The sequence below is a fragment of the Halalkalibacter okhensis genome (genome assembly GCF_000787375.1).
In the GTDB taxonomy this organism is placed as follows: domain Bacteria; phylum Bacillota; class Bacilli; order Bacillales; family Bacillaceae_D; genus Halalkalibacter; species Halalkalibacter okhensis.
In genome coordinates this window covers 16,126-31,524 of record NZ_JRJU01000005.1, presented here as the reverse complement: position 1 = coordinate 31,524, position 15,399 = coordinate 16,126, and the positions used below count along the sequence as shown (strand labels likewise).

The 15,399-nt window shown below is 39.9% G+C and carries 19 protein-coding genes and 1 other annotated feature; of the genes, 18 read left to right on the top strand and 1 reads right to left on the bottom strand.

Translation table 11 applies throughout. The features are described from left to right. Positions 1 to 115 precede the first annotated feature (115 nt). The 6 genes from LQ50_RS05595 to LQ50_RS05570 all read left to right on the top strand — a co-directional run bounded on the left by LQ50_RS05595 (position 116) and on the right by LQ50_RS05570 (position 5,678). Positions 116 to 1,156 carry a rod shape-determining protein gene (locus LQ50_RS05595; protein WP_034626955.1) on the top strand — a complete coding sequence of 347 codons (1,041 nt, stop codon included), beginning with the start codon at positions 116 to 118 and terminating at the stop codon, positions 1,154 to 1,156. Between the two features lie 13 nt (positions 1,157 to 1,169). Next, positions 1,170 to 2,045 carry a rod shape-determining protein MreC gene (gene mreC, locus LQ50_RS05590; protein WP_034626954.1) on the top strand — a complete coding sequence of 292 codons (876 nt, stop codon included), beginning with the start codon at positions 1,170 to 1,172 and terminating at the stop codon, positions 2,043 to 2,045. Then, entirely contained in the window at positions 2,042 to 2,566 is a 525-nt protein-coding gene (gene mreD / locus LQ50_RS05585; protein WP_034626953.1) for a rod shape-determining protein MreD, read from the top strand. Before mreC ends, mreD begins: the two co-directional genes overlap by 4 nt. A gap of 171 nt (positions 2,567 to 2,737) precedes the next feature. Beyond that, positions 2,738 to 3,421 (top strand): septum site-determining protein MinC, encoded by a 684-nt coding sequence (gene minC / locus LQ50_RS05580; protein ID WP_034626952.1) that lies wholly within the window; start codon positions 2,738 to 2,740, stop codon positions 3,419 to 3,421. Between the two features lie 75 nt (positions 3,422 to 3,496). Next, positions 3,497 to 4,291 carry a septum site-determining protein MinD gene (gene minD / locus LQ50_RS05575; RefSeq protein WP_034626951.1) on the top strand — a complete coding sequence of 265 codons (795 nt, stop codon included), beginning with the start codon at positions 3,497 to 3,499 and terminating at the stop codon, positions 4,289 to 4,291. A gap of 862 nt (positions 4,292 to 5,153) precedes the next feature. Further along, positions 5,154 to 5,678, top strand: a complete 525-nt coding sequence (locus LQ50_RS05570) for a MogA/MoaB family molybdenum cofactor biosynthesis protein (protein WP_034626950.1) — start codon at positions 5,154 to 5,156, stop codon at positions 5,676 to 5,678. Positions 5,679 to 5,792: 114 nt separating this feature from the next. Here LQ50_RS05570 and LQ50_RS05565 read toward each other — a convergent pair whose 3' ends face one another. Then, positions 5,793 to 6,704: an aldo/keto reductase gene (locus LQ50_RS05565; protein WP_034626948.1), complete on the bottom strand. Its 912-nt coding sequence runs from the start codon at positions 6,702 to 6,704 to the stop codon at positions 5,793 to 5,795. A 289-nt stretch (positions 6,705 to 6,993) separates the two neighbouring features. Between LQ50_RS05565 and LQ50_RS05560 the strand changes: the two genes are divergently transcribed. The 12 genes from LQ50_RS05560 to LQ50_RS05505 all read left to right on the top strand — a co-directional run bounded on the left by LQ50_RS05560 (position 6,994) and on the right by LQ50_RS05505 (position 15,375). After that, a complete protein-coding gene (locus tag LQ50_RS05560) occupies positions 6,994 to 7,791 on the top strand; it encodes a M23 family metallopeptidase (RefSeq protein ID WP_034626945.1) in 798 nt (265 codons plus the stop codon). A gap of 95 nt (positions 7,792 to 7,886) precedes the next feature. Continuing rightward, a complete protein-coding gene (locus LQ50_RS05555) occupies positions 7,887 to 8,663 on the top strand; it encodes a M50 family metallopeptidase (RefSeq protein WP_237563657.1) in 777 nt (258 codons plus the stop codon). Positions 8,664 to 8,874: 211 nt separating this feature from the next. After that, positions 8,875 to 10,377, top strand: a complete 1,503-nt coding sequence (locus LQ50_RS05550; protein WP_052144602.1) for an Rne/Rng family ribonuclease — start codon at positions 8,875 to 8,877, stop codon at positions 10,375 to 10,377. A gap of 63 nt (positions 10,378 to 10,440) precedes the next feature. Further along, positions 10,441 to 10,513: a sequence feature (ribosomal protein L21 leader region), on the top strand. Between the two features lie 12 nt (positions 10,514 to 10,525). Next, positions 10,526 to 10,834: a 50S ribosomal protein L21 gene (gene rplU / locus LQ50_RS05545; RefSeq protein ID WP_034626944.1), complete on the top strand. Its 309-nt coding sequence runs from the start codon at positions 10,526 to 10,528 to the stop codon at positions 10,832 to 10,834. A 4-nt stretch (positions 10,835 to 10,838) separates the two neighbouring features. Further along, positions 10,839 to 11,180, top strand: a complete 342-nt coding sequence (locus tag LQ50_RS05540; RefSeq protein WP_034626942.1) for a ribosomal-processing cysteine protease Prp — start codon at positions 10,839 to 10,841, stop codon at positions 11,178 to 11,180. 5 nt (positions 11,181 to 11,185) lie between these two features. Further along, positions 11,186 to 11,464 (top strand): 50S ribosomal protein L27, encoded by a 279-nt coding sequence (rpmA, locus tag LQ50_RS05535; protein ID WP_034626940.1) that lies wholly within the window; start codon positions 11,186 to 11,188, stop codon positions 11,462 to 11,464. A gap of 155 nt (positions 11,465 to 11,619) precedes the next feature. Continuing rightward, on the top strand, positions 11,620 to 12,762 hold the full coding sequence (locus LQ50_RS05530; RefSeq protein WP_034626937.1) for an amidohydrolase: 1,143 nt from the start codon (positions 11,620 to 11,622) through the stop codon (positions 12,760 to 12,762). Positions 12,763 to 12,972: 210 nt separating this feature from the next. After that, positions 12,973 to 13,149 (top strand): hypothetical protein, encoded by a 177-nt coding sequence (locus LQ50_RS25340; RefSeq protein ID WP_161784659.1) that lies wholly within the window; start codon positions 12,973 to 12,975, stop codon positions 13,147 to 13,149. Beyond that, entirely contained in the window at positions 13,146 to 13,877 is a 732-nt protein-coding gene (locus LQ50_RS05520; RefSeq protein WP_034626932.1) for an MBL fold metallo-hydrolase, read from the top strand. Before LQ50_RS25340 ends, LQ50_RS05520 begins: the two co-directional genes overlap by 4 nt. 124 nt (positions 13,878 to 14,001) lie before the next feature. Further along, positions 14,002 to 14,430, top strand: a complete 429-nt coding sequence (locus tag LQ50_RS05515; RefSeq protein ID WP_034626930.1) for a disulfide oxidoreductase — start codon at positions 14,002 to 14,004, stop codon at positions 14,428 to 14,430. Then, positions 14,427 to 14,900: a thioredoxin family protein gene (locus LQ50_RS05510; RefSeq protein ID WP_034626926.1), complete on the top strand. Its 474-nt coding sequence runs from the start codon at positions 14,427 to 14,429 to the stop codon at positions 14,898 to 14,900. The genes LQ50_RS05515 and LQ50_RS05510 overlap by 4 nt, the downstream gene beginning before the upstream one ends. 121 nt (positions 14,901 to 15,021) lie before the next feature. Beyond that, positions 15,022 to 15,375 (top strand): ArsR/SmtB family transcription factor, encoded by a 354-nt coding sequence (locus LQ50_RS05505; protein ID WP_034626924.1) that lies wholly within the window; start codon positions 15,022 to 15,024, stop codon positions 15,373 to 15,375. The last annotated feature ends 24 nt before the right edge of the window (positions 15,376 to 15,399 follow it).

Below are 15,399 nucleotides of genomic sequence, written 5' to 3'. Positions count from 1 at the left end.
AGTTTTTGATTCGTAGATTTTTACGAAACTTGGGGAACTTAAGGCTATTTTTTTTAATGATTATTCGTTATAATGAAGGTTATGATTTCGGATTTGTATGAAGGGAGATACATAGATGTTTGGTGGGTTCTCAAAGGATATAGGAATTGATTTAGGAACAGCAAACACGCTCGTTTACGTAAAAAGCAAAGGCATCGTCGTTCGTGAGCCGTCGGTTGTTGCACTAAGAACAGATACAGGTTCCATTGAAGCAGTAGGTAATGATGCAAAGAATATGATCGGTCGTACGCCAGGAAATATTGTGGCTGTTCGTCCAATGAAAGATGGGGTCATTGCTGATTTTGATACAACGGCAACGATGCTAAAATACTTTATTCAACAAGCGTTGAAAAATCGTTCGATCTTTACTCGTAAACCTTCAGTTATGGTATGTGTACCATCTGGGATTACAGCGGTTGAAAAACGAGCGGTTGAGGATGCGACAAAACAAGCTGGTGCAAAAGAAGCATACACGCTTGAAGAACCATTTGCAGCAGCGATTGGTGCCGATCTTCCAGTATGGGAACCAACAGGTAGTATGGTCGTTGATATCGGTGGCGGAACAACAGAAGTAGCAATTATCTCACTTGGTGGAATTGTCACGAGCCAATCCATTCGTGTTGCAGGGGATGAAATGGACGAATCGATTATCCAATATATTAAAAAGAAGTATAATTTAATGATCGGTGAAAGAACATCAGAAGCATTGAAGCTTGAAATTGGTTCAGCAGGGGCTCCAGAAGGTGTTGATGACATGGATATCCGTGGACGAGACTTACTAACAGGATTGCCAAAGACGATTACGGTTACGGCCGAAGAAATTGCTGGCGCATTAGCGGATACTGTGGCAACGATTATTGAATCAGTGAAAAATACGTTAGAGCAATCTCCTCCAGAGCTAGCGGCGGATATTATGGATCGAGGAATTGTCCTAACAGGTGGGGGAGCGCTTTTACGTAACCTTGACCGTGTGTTAAGCGAAGAGACGAATATGCCAGTATTAGTGGCTGAAAATCCGTTAGATTGTGTGGCGATTGGAACTGGCAGAGCGCTTGAAAATCTACATCTATTCCGTTCCAAAGCGGGAATTACGTCACGCTCAGATAGAAAATTGTAAGTAGGTGTATGGCATGCCATCCTTCTTTTCAAATAAAAAATTAATAATTCTTCTTGTCAGCATAATCATTTTGGTCGCATTGATTGGGTACTCGCGTACAGATAGAGAACAAATTACAGGACCAGAACAAGTTATCAGAGATGCTGTTGGATGGGTGCAGACCACTTTTACGAAACCCGCATACGCTGTAGCGGGTTTCTTTGAAAATGTCCGAGACATCCGTAACATCTACGAAGAGAACAAGCTGTTAAAAGCCAGACTTGAAGAATATGCACAAATTTCGGTCGAACGAAATTTGCTACGAAATGAAAACAGTACGTTAAAAGATATGTTAGAGCTAGAAGAAAGCTTACATGATTATTTAATGAGGTCGGCTGTCGTTATCCATCGTAGCCCTGACCGTTGGACGGATTATATTGGCTTAAATAAAGGGTCAAATGATGGAATTGAACCAAATATGGGCGTTGTCGATTCAAAGGGTGGTCTCATTGGAAAGGTAAAGCAAGTAAGCGAATTTTCGTCGAGGATTCAACTCCTTTCTGATAATGATCGCACAAATCGAGTGTCAGCCATGATTTCGATGGATCAACCGAAATATGGATTTATTGAAGGATATGATGTTGACTCAGGTTTATTAATTATGCGTAAGATTGATATTGAGGCAGAAATAGAAGAAAATCAAATGGTCATGACCTCAGGAAAAGGTGGCGTTTATCCGAGTGGTTTATTAATTGGTGAGGTTGTACGTGTAGAACCAGATGAATATGGATTAACGCAAAACGCGTATATTGAACCAACAGCAGATTTTTATGCTTTAGATTATGTTTATATCATTGAACGGACGAGTACATCACTTGATCCTGAGTTGTTAGAGGAGGAACCGTCGTGAGCCGCTTCTATATTCCTACATTACTCTTTCTGTTGTTGGTTATAGAAGGGACTCTGTTTCAAATTGTTACGCCCTCTCATCACGATCTTGATGTAACGTTAGTTCCGCGGTTTCTTGTCGTGATGATTGTCTTTATTGGTATTCATTTTGGTCGGTATAGTTCAATTGTGTATGGCCTTGTTTTTGGTTTTATCTATGATATTGTCTATACGCAACTACTCGGTGTATATATGTTTGGGTTTGGTCTTATTGGGTATGCATTTGCCTATAATTATAAACAAATTCAAGATTCGTTATTATTACAACTGCTATTTGCAACGGTCGCAGTTTCATTGTTTGAATATTATCAGTATGGATTATACAGACTGATTGGACTAGCTGATTTACAAGCAGCGCTATTCTTTCATGAAAGATTCCTTCCGGGGTTAATTGTCAATGTAGCATTTGCTATTATTATTTACTATCCTGCGAAGAAGCTATTTTCTCATGTTCAAAAACAAGCTAGTCTGCGTGAAAGATAAGTTACGACAAAAAATGCGGTGTTTTTCTACATCTTCTTACATATGGAAGAAGGGTTTTCAATGCGTTATGTTGAATAACGTACTATCACTGTTTTCTCGTTTTACTCAGGTAAAGGAAAACATACTTTTTGAGTAGCAACGAAGGTGAGTGAGGCTGAGGTGGACACAACAATGGTTCAAAAGAAGCAATATGTTACAATAAAAGGTACAAAGGATGGGTTGATCTTCCTATTGGATGATAGCTGTTCTTATGAAAATTTGCTAGAAGAATTGATCGAAAAGTTATCCTCGAAGCATTATCAACAATCAGAAGGTCCTGATGTCCGTGTGAAAGTCGATATCGGTTATCGCTTTCTTCAAGAACATCAATTGACCGAGCTAGAAAACATTATTACGAACGGACGTAATTTAGCTGTGGACCAGTTTGAATCTCGTGTCCTTTCGAAAGAAGAATCTGAGAAATTACGCCAAGAATCACAAACGGTCACGTTAATGCGAATTGTTCGCTCTGGCCAAGTGCTCCATGTTAAGGGTGATGTATTATTAATTGGAGATGTGAATCCAGGCGGTACGTTAATTGCTAACGGTAATATCTATGTAATGGGAGCTTTGAGGGGAATAGCCCATGCTGGTTTTGGTGGGAATGAAAAAGCGGTCATATCTGCTTCTCTTTTAGCACCGGCGCAGTTGCGAATTGCTGATGAGATTAAGCAATTTGAGGCAGAAGAAAAACGAGAACAAATGATGGCTAGTGCCTTTTTGACTGAACAGAAGTCCTTTCAAATTGGACGAGTTCAGCAACTTGTACATACCCATCCTCAACTTGCAAAAAATGAAGCACAGTTACAAGTGTAGGAGAAAGTTAATTAGTGCACTTGTATCTTTTTTAAACGTGGATTTTAGAAAGCATTATAGAAAGGGGTCATCAGCGTGGGAGAGGCAATCGTCATTACAAGTGGAAAGGGTGGCGTTGGGAAAACAACAACGTCTGCTAACATAGGCACAGCCCTTGCGCTTTCGGGGAAGAAAGTTTGCTTAGTCGATACAGACATCGGGCTCCGCAATCTTGATGTTGTCATGGGACTTGAAAATCGAATTATATATGACCTCGTTGATGTGATAGAGGGACGCTGTAAGTTAAAACAAGCATTAATCAAAGATAAGCGCTTTGATTGCTTGTACTTGCTGCCAGCTGCACAAACGAAAGATAAAACATCTGTTGAACCAGAACAAATGAAAGTCATTGTTGATGAATTAAAACAAGAATATGATTATGTTCTCATCGACTGTCCTGCAGGAATTGAGCAAGGATTTAAAAATGCTGTAGCAGGTGCAGATCGTGCAATCGTTGTTACAACACCTGAGGTTTCTGCTGTTCGTGATGCTGACCGAATCATCGGTTTGCTTGAGCAGGAGGATGTTGAAGCTCCAAGGTTGATTGTGAACCGCATTCGCGGACATATGATGAAAAATGGAGATATGTTAGATGTTGATGAGATTGCATCTATTTTAGCGATTGATCTTTTAGGGATTGTCGTTGACGATGAAGAGGTCATTAAGCACTCTAACAAGGGAGAACCAATTGCCCTTCACACAACAAGCAAAGCTTCGATTGCCTATCGGAACATTGCACGAAGAATTCTTGGTGAAACAGTTCCATTAATGGCACTTGAAGAACAAAGAGGCATGTTTGCAAAAATTAAAAAATTATTCAGTGTCAGATAATTTATGAACCAAGAGTAAGTGCTCTGGTTGGTAAGTGGTCTGTTATTGGCAAAAAACAATAGAAATAGAATACGAATTAGCATATCAATTAACCTATTAATTGGTATGCTTTTTTGTTGGACATATTTTTGTAGATAGATAGCCTAAAATATCATCGCAAATAGCATTTGAATTAACAACGTGACAGGGCGGAGCGGGGGTGGATCCCGAAAATTGAGCGAACGATCGTCAAAGAAGAGGGATGGCTCCCGAAAAGAGAAGCGAGGTGGTCGGACGGTCGTCAAAGAGTGGGAATGACTACCTGAAAGAGAGGAAAGAAGCGCGAACGGTCGTCAAAGAGTGGGGATGACTCCCGAAAAGAAAGGCGAAGTGGTCGAACGGTCGTCAAAGAGTGGGAATGACTACCAAAAAGAGAGGGAAGAAGCGCGAACGGTAGTCAAAGAGCGTGTATGACTCCCGAAAAAGAGAAGGGAGTATTGGGGACAGTCGTCAATGAGAAGAAATGACTCCTGAAAAAAGAAGAAGCAATAAAAGACGGTCATCAATAGATGGAACTGTTACACGGACTCACTTATCACCATATGTTTCGGTACTCTCGTGATCATTCTCCTAGGCTGCAAAGGTCAGGCACTCGTCCTTAACGTACGACTTTAAAGGTTTTATTCTGAAAGTTCATATTTTGTCATTATTCTTGAAAATGAACGAGTAAGTAGGATTAGGCGCGGTGAGTTTAAAGACGCTTCTTTTCATTCACTTTCTTGGCACTGTACCAATTATTTGGCAGACTTCGGTAACAGAGGAAGTTGGCTATGTTATGATTGTTTCCAAGAATGTGGTTTTTAAAAATAGGAGGCCAAAATACATGACGATGATGGAAGAACATTTGGAAGAAACTACAAAGAGCATTCGTTGTATGGTGTTAACGGTAAAGGATTCATGTTCATACGAGGATGATGAGAGTGGAGCATTAGTCAGATCCATGTTAGAAGAAGAAGGTCATTGTGTGACAGAATACCAAATTGTAAATGCAGAGTATAGTTTAATTCAACACTGGATTAAAATTGCTGCGATTCGTGCTGATGTTGATGCTATTTTAATTACAGGTGGAACAGGAATTGCCCTTCATGATACGACACATGAAGCTGTTAGAGATAGTTTAGATAAAGAGATGCCTGGATTTGGAGAGTTATTTCGTCATTTAAGTTTCAAAGAAGAAATCGGTACAGCTGCGATTTTAAGTCGTGCAATTGCAGGTGTACGTGACGGGAAGGCAATCTTCTCGATGCCTCGACCAACTGGAGCGATTCAATTAGCTATGGACCGAATTATTCTCCCTGAAATCGGATCCGTTATGAAAGAAATACTTATGGATAAAGTAAGAGTATAGTTGATCATATAAGACTGCTTGAGAGGAAATCTTAAGTAGTCTTTTTGTTGTCCACAAATCATATCGTGAAAAGGAAAAGGGGCCAAGTAGGGATGACCCCTTTCATTCAAATGATTACCTATGCTGTTCATACCGATCTTGTTTAGTGATATCTTTAAGTAAAGCGATGTCACCGGCTGTTACGTCATAAGATTGGATGGAGCGTATGTTATCTTTCACCTGTTCTGCGCTGCTTGCTCCGGCTACGACAGAAGCTACGACTGGGGAGGCGAGGCAATATTGTAAGGCTAATGCTTGAAGTGGACGACCATTTAGCAGTTCATGCTCGATTTTTGAACGTAATGATACGAGATCATTGTATGGATAAGTAAGGTAGCCTTTCTCTTTAATGGAATCGGGGATGGCCCGATTGGTAAGCAATCCTTTAGCAACAGGTCCCCTAGCGACAATACTTACTTCATTCTCCTGTAAAAATGAAAATAGCTCTTCTGGACGACGATCGAGCAAACTATATTGCATCATAACGCTGACAATGGCTGAACGCTTAACATATTCACGAATAACATTTGGACGAATCGAAGAAATGCCATAGTAGCGAATGAGTCCTTCTTTCTTTAATTCGTCAAACGCCTCGATCGTCTCGTCAATATTGTCTTCTATTGTTCCGCCATGTAGTTGATATAAATCAATATAATCGGTTTTGAGTCTACGTAAGCTGTCTTTCACGGCATTTGTAATGTGTTTTTTTGAAGGATCCCAAGTCCAACCTTCTTTACCTTGTTCAAAACGATTGCCTGCTTTTGTGGCAAGAATGAGATCGTTTCGTTTTCCTTTCAAGATCTCGCCAATCACTTCCTCATTTACTCCTTGATCGTACAAATCAGCGGTATCTAAATAATTGATTCCACCATCAAGTGCTGTTTCAACAACCTTCCTGGCTTGACTCACGTCTGTTCCAATGCTCATACAGCCAAGTCCTATTTCACTAACAAATAAATCAGAATGTCCAAGTTTACGTGTATTCATTAGTCCATCTCCTCTCGATAATATGTAATAGTTATTATGTTGTATTCCTGTTCGTTGAAAAAAATAAACACTGCAAAAGAGCGTCCCCGTGGCAATGGCTCCGCGCGCCGTGCGCCTTTTGAGGAGTGCACTCAAAAGGCTTAAAACATAACGGCGGCTCCGCTTCATTGCAATAGAGATAATTGAAAAAGGCAAGGGCGCCCTTTTTCAATTATCTCTATTATGTCATAACACCTACGGACAAGTCATATAGTTAAGTAAACTATGTTTGAAAAGGATGGGGGAGCATATGTCCAAGGATTTGAATAAGGTACGTAGAAAGCTAGAAAATAGACGACGGCAAATTAATAGCAATGTTAGACATCGCGAGCGGACGGCGCCCATGCTCTTAAATCGACATGAGGATGCAAGAGAAGAGCCTGACTTTTATGTACCACCATCGACACCTGAAAAAGGAGCTAAAGTGCATGTTCCAAAGGGCGATTTTTTTATTTTTCGTCTAATGGCAGCAGTTTGTATATTTTTGATGACGGCCATTCTTTTTCAATCAACCGTTCCACAGGCAGAAGGAGCAAAGCGTTTTGTGGAACAGGCGTATGAACAAGAAATTCAGTTTGCGGCAGTTGCAAATTGGTATGAAAATCAATTTGGACGACCGTTAGCGCTACTGCCGGGAAATCAAAATATGGCTCAAAGCGATCCAAATGAACAAGTAGAAATGGTCTATGCCATACCAGCATCTGGTACGGTCAGTCAAGACTTTGAACATGACGGTAGAGGAATTTTGATTGAAACAGGGATGAACGCTGAAATCGAGGCAGTAAAAGGTGGACAAGTGAGCAAAGTTGGAGCTGATGAAGAGGGAGGAAATCTTGGGAAGACCGTCACGGTTAAGCATTATGATGGAACCGAAGCAGTGTATGGCATGCTTGATCAAGTCGAAGTGAATATGTACGACCATATCCAAGCGGGCTATAAGATTGGTACGGTTTCAACAAATGAAGAAGCGCAAAAAGGAATTTTCTATTTTGCGTTGAAGGACGGCGACCAATACATTAATCCTAGCGAAGTTATTTCCTTCGAATAATGATGAGAGAACTTGTATCAAAATTTAAAATCAATCCATTATTTTGGTTTGTCCTCGCCATCGGTGTCGTTACTGGGTACTTTAGGGAAGTTTTAATGATTTTTATGATTGTGTTTATTCATGAGATGGGACATGCGATTGCGGCACACTTGTTCAAATGGAGAATTCATAAAATTGAGTTATTGCCATTTGGTGGTGTGGCTGAAGTGGAAGATGTCGGAAATCGACCTTTTCACGAGGAGCTAATTGTTATTATCGCAGGGCCACTACAGCATATTTGGATGATGGTTCTGTCTTATTTATTCGTTCAAACTTCTATTTGGACGAGTACGGATCATCATCTTTTTGTATGGCATAATATGATGATTTTATTATTTAACTTGATCCCCATTTTACCTCTAGATGGAGGAAGACTCGTTCAACTATGGTGTACGTACCGTTTTCCATATGTTCAAGCACTTACCATTTCGCGATTCTCATCTTGTCTTGTTTTGTTAGCTATTATTGTACTTAGTTTGATTTGGTTTCCTTACCATTTGAATTTATGGGTGATCATCTCATTTCTTTTTATTACAAACTATCTTGAATGGAAGCAGCGGCATTATAGGTTTATGCGCTTTCTTATGGCTAGAAAGTTTGATAAATCCGGTGACACAAAGCAAAAGACTGTGATAGCCGTCCGCGATTCGGTTCCATTAAGGGAAGCAATGAAATTACTAAAACGTGGGCGGTATCATTTATATAAAGTGTTTCATTTAAAAAGCGGAACAGCATGTATGGTCGAAGAAAAAGAGTTATTGCAAATGCTCTTTACGACCAAAAAGCCTCAGGCTCCGCTTGCGCAGTTGATGCATTTAATAAAAAAGCCATGAAAGGTGAATCCCTAAGAAGCTATGTCTTAAGTCAAAATAAACTGTGCATTGTATGCCTGTTATGAGTACGTTCATAGCAGGTTTTTAGGTTTGTAAAAGTAAAGAAGCAAACCCTCCCTATTTCAGTCGATTTTAAAATCGTAGAGGGTACGACTTTTCATTAGGAAACTGGTACAATGAAGAAAAGAGTTAATTAAAGGGGCTTTTCTCATTGAAGAAAATATATTTTAATATGGCGACAAGAGAAAGAAGAGCAGCTATTGTTGAAAATGATCGTGTCGTTGAATTAATGGTTGAACGTACACTTGAAAATAGAATTGTTAGCAATGTGTATAGAGGAAGAGTTGTAAACGTTTTACCAGGAATGCAAGCAGCATTTGTTGATATAGGACGTGAGAAAAATGGATTCCTTTATCGTGATGATCTCCTCTCCTTTCATCTATCGAATGAAGACGAAGAAAAGAAAAAAGAGCGTAGCATTTCAGAATTTGTAAAGCAAGGGGAAGAGCTCTTAGTTCAAGTTACTAAAGAAGGATTTGGTTCAAAGGGGCCAAGATTAACTGGAGTGGTTTCTTTTCCAGGACAATTTCTCGTGTATATGCCAGAAGGTGATTATGTTGGAGTCTCTCGTCGTTTTTCAAATGAGGCAGAACGCGAGAGGTGGAGAGACATTGCCGAAGGAATCATAGAGGGAAATGAAGGCTTGATTATTCGTACATCATGTGAAGGAAAACAGGCAGAGGTTATTACGCAAGAGTTTCATTTCTTACGCAAATTGTGGAAGGAGCTTTGGAAAGAAGGAAAGACCAAAAAAGCACCAGCCTTAATTCATCAAGATTCTGGACTAATTGAACGAATTGTCAGGGACTTTTCTTTTGCTGATATTGATAAAATGGTTGTAGACCGGCTTGATGATTATCAAGTATTAAAGGAACTTCTTGAGCCTTTTCCCAAGCTTGCAGATTCCCTATCGCTTTACCGAGAAAAGGAAAATATCTTCTCGGCATATGGGATTGAAAAAGAGCTTGAGCGGGCATTGCGGCGCCAAATTTGGTTGAAAAATGGTGCTTATTTAATGATTGATCAAACAGAAGCACTTACGGTGATTGATGTAAATACGGGTAAATTCACTGGAAAAACGAATCTTCATGACACCGTTCGGAAAACGAACAGTGAAGCGGCGAAAGAAATCGCAAGACAGCTTCGGTTACGTGACATTTCTGGAATTATTGTCATTGATTTTATTGATATGAAACGCGCGGAAGATCGTGAATACGTTCAAAATGTATTTGAAAAAGCGTTGAAACATGACCGGACGAAGACCAATGTCCTTGGTATGACAGGATTAGGCTTGTTAGAAATGACAAGAAAAAAAGTACGACAAAACCTACAGTCTAGTCTTTCAAAGACATGTCCGACATGTTCAGGAAAAGGGGTCGTTCTTTCAGATGAAGCGCAAGCATTTAAAATTGAACGACAATTATGGGAGTACCGCGGAATGGATGAAGAAGCACTAGTGTTGGAACTGCCAGCTCCAGTTTCAACTGTTTTATTTGGACAAAAAGGAGAGCATTTAAAACGACTTGAAGAAGCACTAGGTTTCAGAATTCTTGTTTATCCAAATAAACGTTTACAGGAAGAGAAGTTTTCGTTTCGTTATATAGGGACGTTAGACGAAGCGATTGCCCGGCTTGAACGATTAAAACAGAAATAAACACGTTGACATAATTCAAGAAAATATGCTACAATATCGCTTGTTAGTTATTTGGTCGCACCCAAACAACTATAACCGCACAGAACAGGTTTTCTAAAGGTCAAACCTACCTGGGATGGCGAGTCTGAGTATATGAGGAGGTGCAAGTATGTACGCAATTATTGAAACTGGTGGTAAGCAAGTAAAGGTTCAAGAAGGTCAAGAAGTTTACATCGAAAAATTAGACGCAGAAGCTGGTGAAACAGTTAGCTTCGATAACGTTTTATTCGTAGGTGGCGATGAGGTGAAAGTTGGTGCTCCATATGTTGAGGGCGCAACTGTAACGGCTAAAGTTGAAAAACAAGGTCGTGCAAAGAAAATCATCGTTTGGAAAATGAAAGCTAAGAAAAACTACCGTCGTAAGCAAGGTCACCGTCAACCTTACACGAAAGTGGTAATCGAAAAGATTAACGCTTAAGTTTATGATTACGGTTGAAATTGCTCGTAACGACGAACGTAACATTGTCTCTTTTACGATGAGTGGACATGCAGACGCTGGTCCGCATGGTCATGATATCGTTTGTGCTGGAGCTTCAGCTGTCTCTTTTGGATGCGTCAATGCGATTGCTGCACTTTGTGATGTAGAGCTTGATGTTGAAATGGAGGAGGATGGTGGTTTTCTCCGCTGTCATGTTCCAACTGGATTGGATGATGTGACATTTGAGAAAGTTCAGCTTCTTCTCGAAGGGATGCTAATATCCCTTCAGTCGATTGCTGAAGAGTACAGCCGTAATATTTTAGTCAATGAAACAGTCGGGAGGTGAATTCCATGTTAAAAATGAACCTTCAATTTTTCGCATCGAAAAAAGGGGTAGGTAGTACAAAGAACGGACGTGACTCGATCTCTAAGCGTTTAGGCGCTAAGCGTGCTGACGGTCAAGCTGTAACAGGTGGTTCAATCCTAGTACGCCAACGCGGAACACGCGTATATCCTGGTGTGAACGTAGGTAAAGGTGGAGACGATACACTATTTGCGAAAGTAGACGGCGTTGTGAAATATGAGCGCGTTGGTCGTGACCGCAAGCAAGTGAGCGTATACCCAGCTTAATAATGAAAAAGTCTCTTCATGGCAGTAGCTGTGAAGAGACTTTTTTTGTATTGGAAAGAAAAGGTGAATACAACATCGGTACTATTCAACTCAGACGAAACATAGTATAGTGAGAATATAATTCGTCTTACGAAATAAAAAGAGGTGACTACTGAATGAAAGCTTTTGTAAACGGAACAATTCTAATCGGATCTGATGAAATGATTCAATCAGGGACCATCCTTATGAATCAGGGAAAAATCATTGCTGTTGGGGAGGAAGTGACGATTCCCTCTGAGGCGGAAATTATTAATGTAAGTGGAAAATACATAACACCAGGGCTAATTGATGTTCATACACATTTAGGTGTCTTTTCAGAAGGATTAGGACAGGCTGGACATGATTTTAATGAAACGACAGCTGCAGCCACTCCCTATATTCGCGCCATTGATGGGATCAATCCATTTGACCGAGGGTTTGAAGATGCGCGGATGGCCGGAGTGACAACGGTTCAAATTATGCCGGGCAGTGCCAATGTTATTGGCGGGGAGATGTCGATTGTTAAAACGGAAGGAACGGTCGTTGATGAGATGATTGTCAAATCACCGTCGGGTATGAAAGCGGCGTTTGGAGAAAACCCAAAGCGTGTTCATGGTGGAAAAGGAAAGTTGCCTATAACAAGAATGGGAGTAGCATCTCTGTTTCGTGAGCAATTTATGAAAGCACAAGACTATAAAAAGAATGTAGAAGCTGGAGAAGTGAAAACACGAGATCTTGGAATGGAACAACTAATGAAAGTGTTGAACAAAGAGATTCCATTACGGGCTCATGCACATCGAGCTGATGATATAGCGACATTGTTAAGACTTATCAAGGAATTTGATATTGAAGCAACGATTGAGCACTGTACAGAAGGCGACCTGATTACTTCCTATATTGCAAAGCATGATGTTCGCGTATCGGTCGGACCGACGATGACCTCGCGCACAAAGCAAGAGTTAAATAATAAAGGTTGGCATACTCTTGTTGAACTTGAAAAGCATGGAATTCCATTTTCGATTACAACAGATCATCCCGTTGTTACGATTGATCACTTGATTACATCCGCCATTACGGCTGTAAAATTTGGATTGTCAGAAGAAGCGGCTTTGAGGGCGATTACGATTAGGGCAGCAGAACACTTAGGAATTGAGCATCAAGTAGGAAGTCTAGAAGAGGGGAAGGATGCTGATATCGTTATTTGGAGCGCGCATCCATTAACAGCTCAAGCGATTGTTGAAAAGACGTTTATTAATGGGGAATGTGTGTATAATGAATAGGGATAGCTAGTCACTGAAATAGGGAGAAGTTTGGAGTGCGCTAAAAAAAGGTAATGTTCTTAAGAGTGCTGAAAAAGGCGTTTCTTCCTTTTTCAGTGCTCTCCGTGGCCTCAGCATTTGCCTTTTTCTAAAAGGGTTACTTCTAGAGCTACTAAATCTTTCACGCTTGATAAAATGGAAGATATGCTGAAAATGGGAAAGGTGTTATCGGTGAATAAACAAAATGAACGCGAAAAAATAAAGCGATTACAAGAGTGCGCATCTGATGCCAAACATGAGGGTGAGCAAAAGAAACTCATGACAGAACTTGCCCTTATTATGGAAAGGGAACGGATTGAGGAATCGTCCAATTCATCTCAATCTAAATGGGGAAGTGAGGAATCATGAAACTAACGGTTGTTGGTAATTGGCACGCTTATCCTGAACAAGGAGGGGCAACTTCGGGATATTTAATAGAAGAAGAGAATGTTAAAGTGCTGCTTGATTGTGGAAGTGGGGTACTCTCCTCATTACAAGCATTTTGTTCGGTTACAGAGCTTGATGCGATTGTTTTGTCTCATTATCATCATGACCATAAAGCAGATATTGGCGCCTATCAATACGCTCAAATCGTGCATAATGGCTTAGGGACAAAGATGAAACAGCCGAAGATCTATGGACATAAGGATGATGAACAAGCTTTTTCAGAACTTGCTTATAAAGATTTAATCAAGGCTGTTGCTTATGATAATCAGCAGGCATTACAAATTGGGCCGTTTACGTTCTCGTTTTTAAAGACGGAACACCCTGTTCCTTGCTATGCGATGAAGATAGAAAGCAAAGGGAAGAAATATGTGTACACAGCCGATTCCAGCTATTTTCTAGAATTAGCTGAGTTCGCAGCAGAAGTAGATGTATTAATTGCAGAATGCAGTGGGTATAAAGGGGATCAAATTGCCCAATATGGTCATATGACAAGTGAGGACGTTGGTAAGTTAGCAAGTATAGCCAAGCCAAAAGCACTAATATTAAGCCACCTCCCACACGTTGGAAATCATCAGCAGTTAGTAGAAGAAGTATCTTTGCAGTTTGCAGGTGACATAGAACTTGCCTATACGGGCCTAATCAAGGAATGACATCACAATAGTGGCGTCATTCTTTTTTATTCTCCAGATTGTCAAAGTTTGAAAGTAGCATTGGTTTTTGAATATCTGTATAATGAATCTAGTAATTGAACAAATAGAAAAAGAGGATAAAAAAATGAAAAAACAAGTAGAGAACTTAAGTATAGTGGCTTGGGTAACAGCTCTAGTAGCAACGTTAGGTTCATTATATTTTTCTCAAGTAAGGATGTATGAGCCTTGTACGCTTTGTTGGTATCAACGAATCGTCATGTATCCGCTTGTCATCATTTTCATTATTGGAATCATTAAAAAGGATGCAACGGTAGCTCTTTATTCAGCAGTTTTATCGTTTATTGGTATGGGTCTATCAAGCTATCATTATATGTTACAAAAAGTTCCGGTGTTCACTCAAAGTGCTCCGGCATGTGGGCGTGTGCCTTGTACAGGGGCATATATTAATTGGTTTGGATTTGTGACCATTCCATTCCTAGCAATGACGGCTTTTATCATTATCTTTGTTTGTAGTTTATTTATGTTGAAGTTAACGAAGGAGGATTCAAAATGAAGAAAATTATCTTATTTGGTAGTATTGTTGTTCTTATTTTTGTGGCGTTAATTGTTGTTTCAAATATAAATCAATCGCAAAAGGCAGCGGGAAACCCTTATGGAAAAGACCGGTTAGACCCCGCAACTGTTGAATTACTTGATGATCCTAATTATCAGAACCTCATTTTACCTGATGAGTTAGAAGAGAAGCTTGCTAACGAGGAATCTGTTACAGTTTATTTTTATAGCTCAACTTGTCCATATTGTAAAGAAGCAACACCAAGATTGGTTCCATTAGCAGAAGAAAATGGAATTAACTTACTTCAATATAATTTAAAGGAATTTGAACAAGGATGGAACCAGTACAATCTCGAATCCACTCCTACGGTCGTTCATTTTGAAAATGGAATAGAAGTCGGGAGAATTGTTAGTGCCGTTTCGAATAACGAGTTCCAACAGTTTTTTGACGAATATGTTGTAAGTGAATAAGAGATTATATGAGGGTAAGTAAATGGTGCACCTTTACTTACCCTTTACTTTTTCTTTACATAAAATTAATTGTGTATATAAGCATATAATTATATAATGGTCACAGAAAGGACTGATTGGGATGAGCAATACTATTTCTATTGTTGAAATCGATGCAGCTTCGAAAGTATTAAAGCTTCTTGGAGATAAAACACGCTTAGCGATGATGGCGATGTTATCAGAAGATGAGTGCTGTGTATGTGAATTTGTTGAGTTATTTCAGATGAGCCAGCCTTCAATTAGCCAACATATTCGTAAGTTAAAAGATATCGGCCTCGTTTATGAAAAGAGAAAAGGGCAGTGGATCTTTTATCGTGTGAATAAAAAACATGAAGCTTATCCATTAGTTGAAAGCTTATTAGCTCACATTCCAAGTCAGAAAGCACGCTTAGTCGATCTCGAGCAGCGAGGGTTACGGGTAAGTTGTTGTGAGTAAAAAGATAGAAATAAAGGAGTGGAG

What these genes read in the sequence shown, in the direction of transcription:
- LQ50_RS05595 (WP_034626955.1), top strand. Translation starts at nt 116, where the DNA reads ATGTTTGGTGGGTTCTCAAAGGATATAGGAATTGATTTAGGAACAGCA.
- mreC (WP_034626954.1), top strand. Translation starts at nt 1,170, where the DNA reads ATGCCATCCTTCTTTTCAAATAAAAAATTAATAATTCTTCTTGTCAGC.
- minC (WP_034626952.1), top strand. Translation starts at nt 2,738, where the DNA reads ATGGTTCAAAAGAAGCAATATGTTACAATAAAAGGTACAAAGGATGGG.
- LQ50_RS05570 (WP_034626950.1), top strand. Translation starts at nt 5,154, where the DNA reads ATGACGATGATGGAAGAACATTTGGAAGAAACTACAAAGAGCATTCGT.
- LQ50_RS05565 (WP_034626948.1), bottom strand. Translation starts at nt 6,704, where the DNA reads ATGAATACACGTAAACTTGGACATTCTGATTTATTTGTTAGTGAAATA.
- LQ50_RS05560 (WP_034626945.1), top strand. Translation starts at nt 6,994, where the DNA reads ATGTCCAAGGATTTGAATAAGGTACGTAGAAAGCTAGAAAATAGACGA.
- LQ50_RS05555 (WP_237563657.1), top strand. Translation starts at nt 7,887, where the DNA reads ATGATTTTTATGATTGTGTTTATTCATGAGATGGGACATGCGATTGCG.
- rplU (WP_034626944.1), top strand. Translation starts at nt 10,526, where the DNA reads ATGTACGCAATTATTGAAACTGGTGGTAAGCAAGTAAAGGTTCAAGAA.
- LQ50_RS05540 (WP_034626942.1), top strand. Translation starts at nt 10,839, where the DNA reads ATGATTACGGTTGAAATTGCTCGTAACGACGAACGTAACATTGTCTCT.
- rpmA (WP_034626940.1), top strand. Translation starts at nt 11,186, where the DNA reads ATGTTAAAAATGAACCTTCAATTTTTCGCATCGAAAAAAGGGGTAGGT.
- LQ50_RS05530 (WP_034626937.1), top strand. Translation starts at nt 11,620, where the DNA reads ATGAAAGCTTTTGTAAACGGAACAATTCTAATCGGATCTGATGAAATG.
- LQ50_RS05520 (WP_034626932.1), top strand. Translation starts at nt 13,146, where the DNA reads ATGAAACTAACGGTTGTTGGTAATTGGCACGCTTATCCTGAACAAGGA.
- LQ50_RS05515 (WP_034626930.1), top strand. Translation starts at nt 14,002, where the DNA reads ATGAAAAAACAAGTAGAGAACTTAAGTATAGTGGCTTGGGTAACAGCT.
- LQ50_RS05510 (WP_034626926.1), top strand. Translation starts at nt 14,427, where the DNA reads ATGAAGAAAATTATCTTATTTGGTAGTATTGTTGTTCTTATTTTTGTG.
- LQ50_RS05505 (WP_034626924.1), top strand. Translation starts at nt 15,022, where the DNA reads ATGAGCAATACTATTTCTATTGTTGAAATCGATGCAGCTTCGAAAGTA.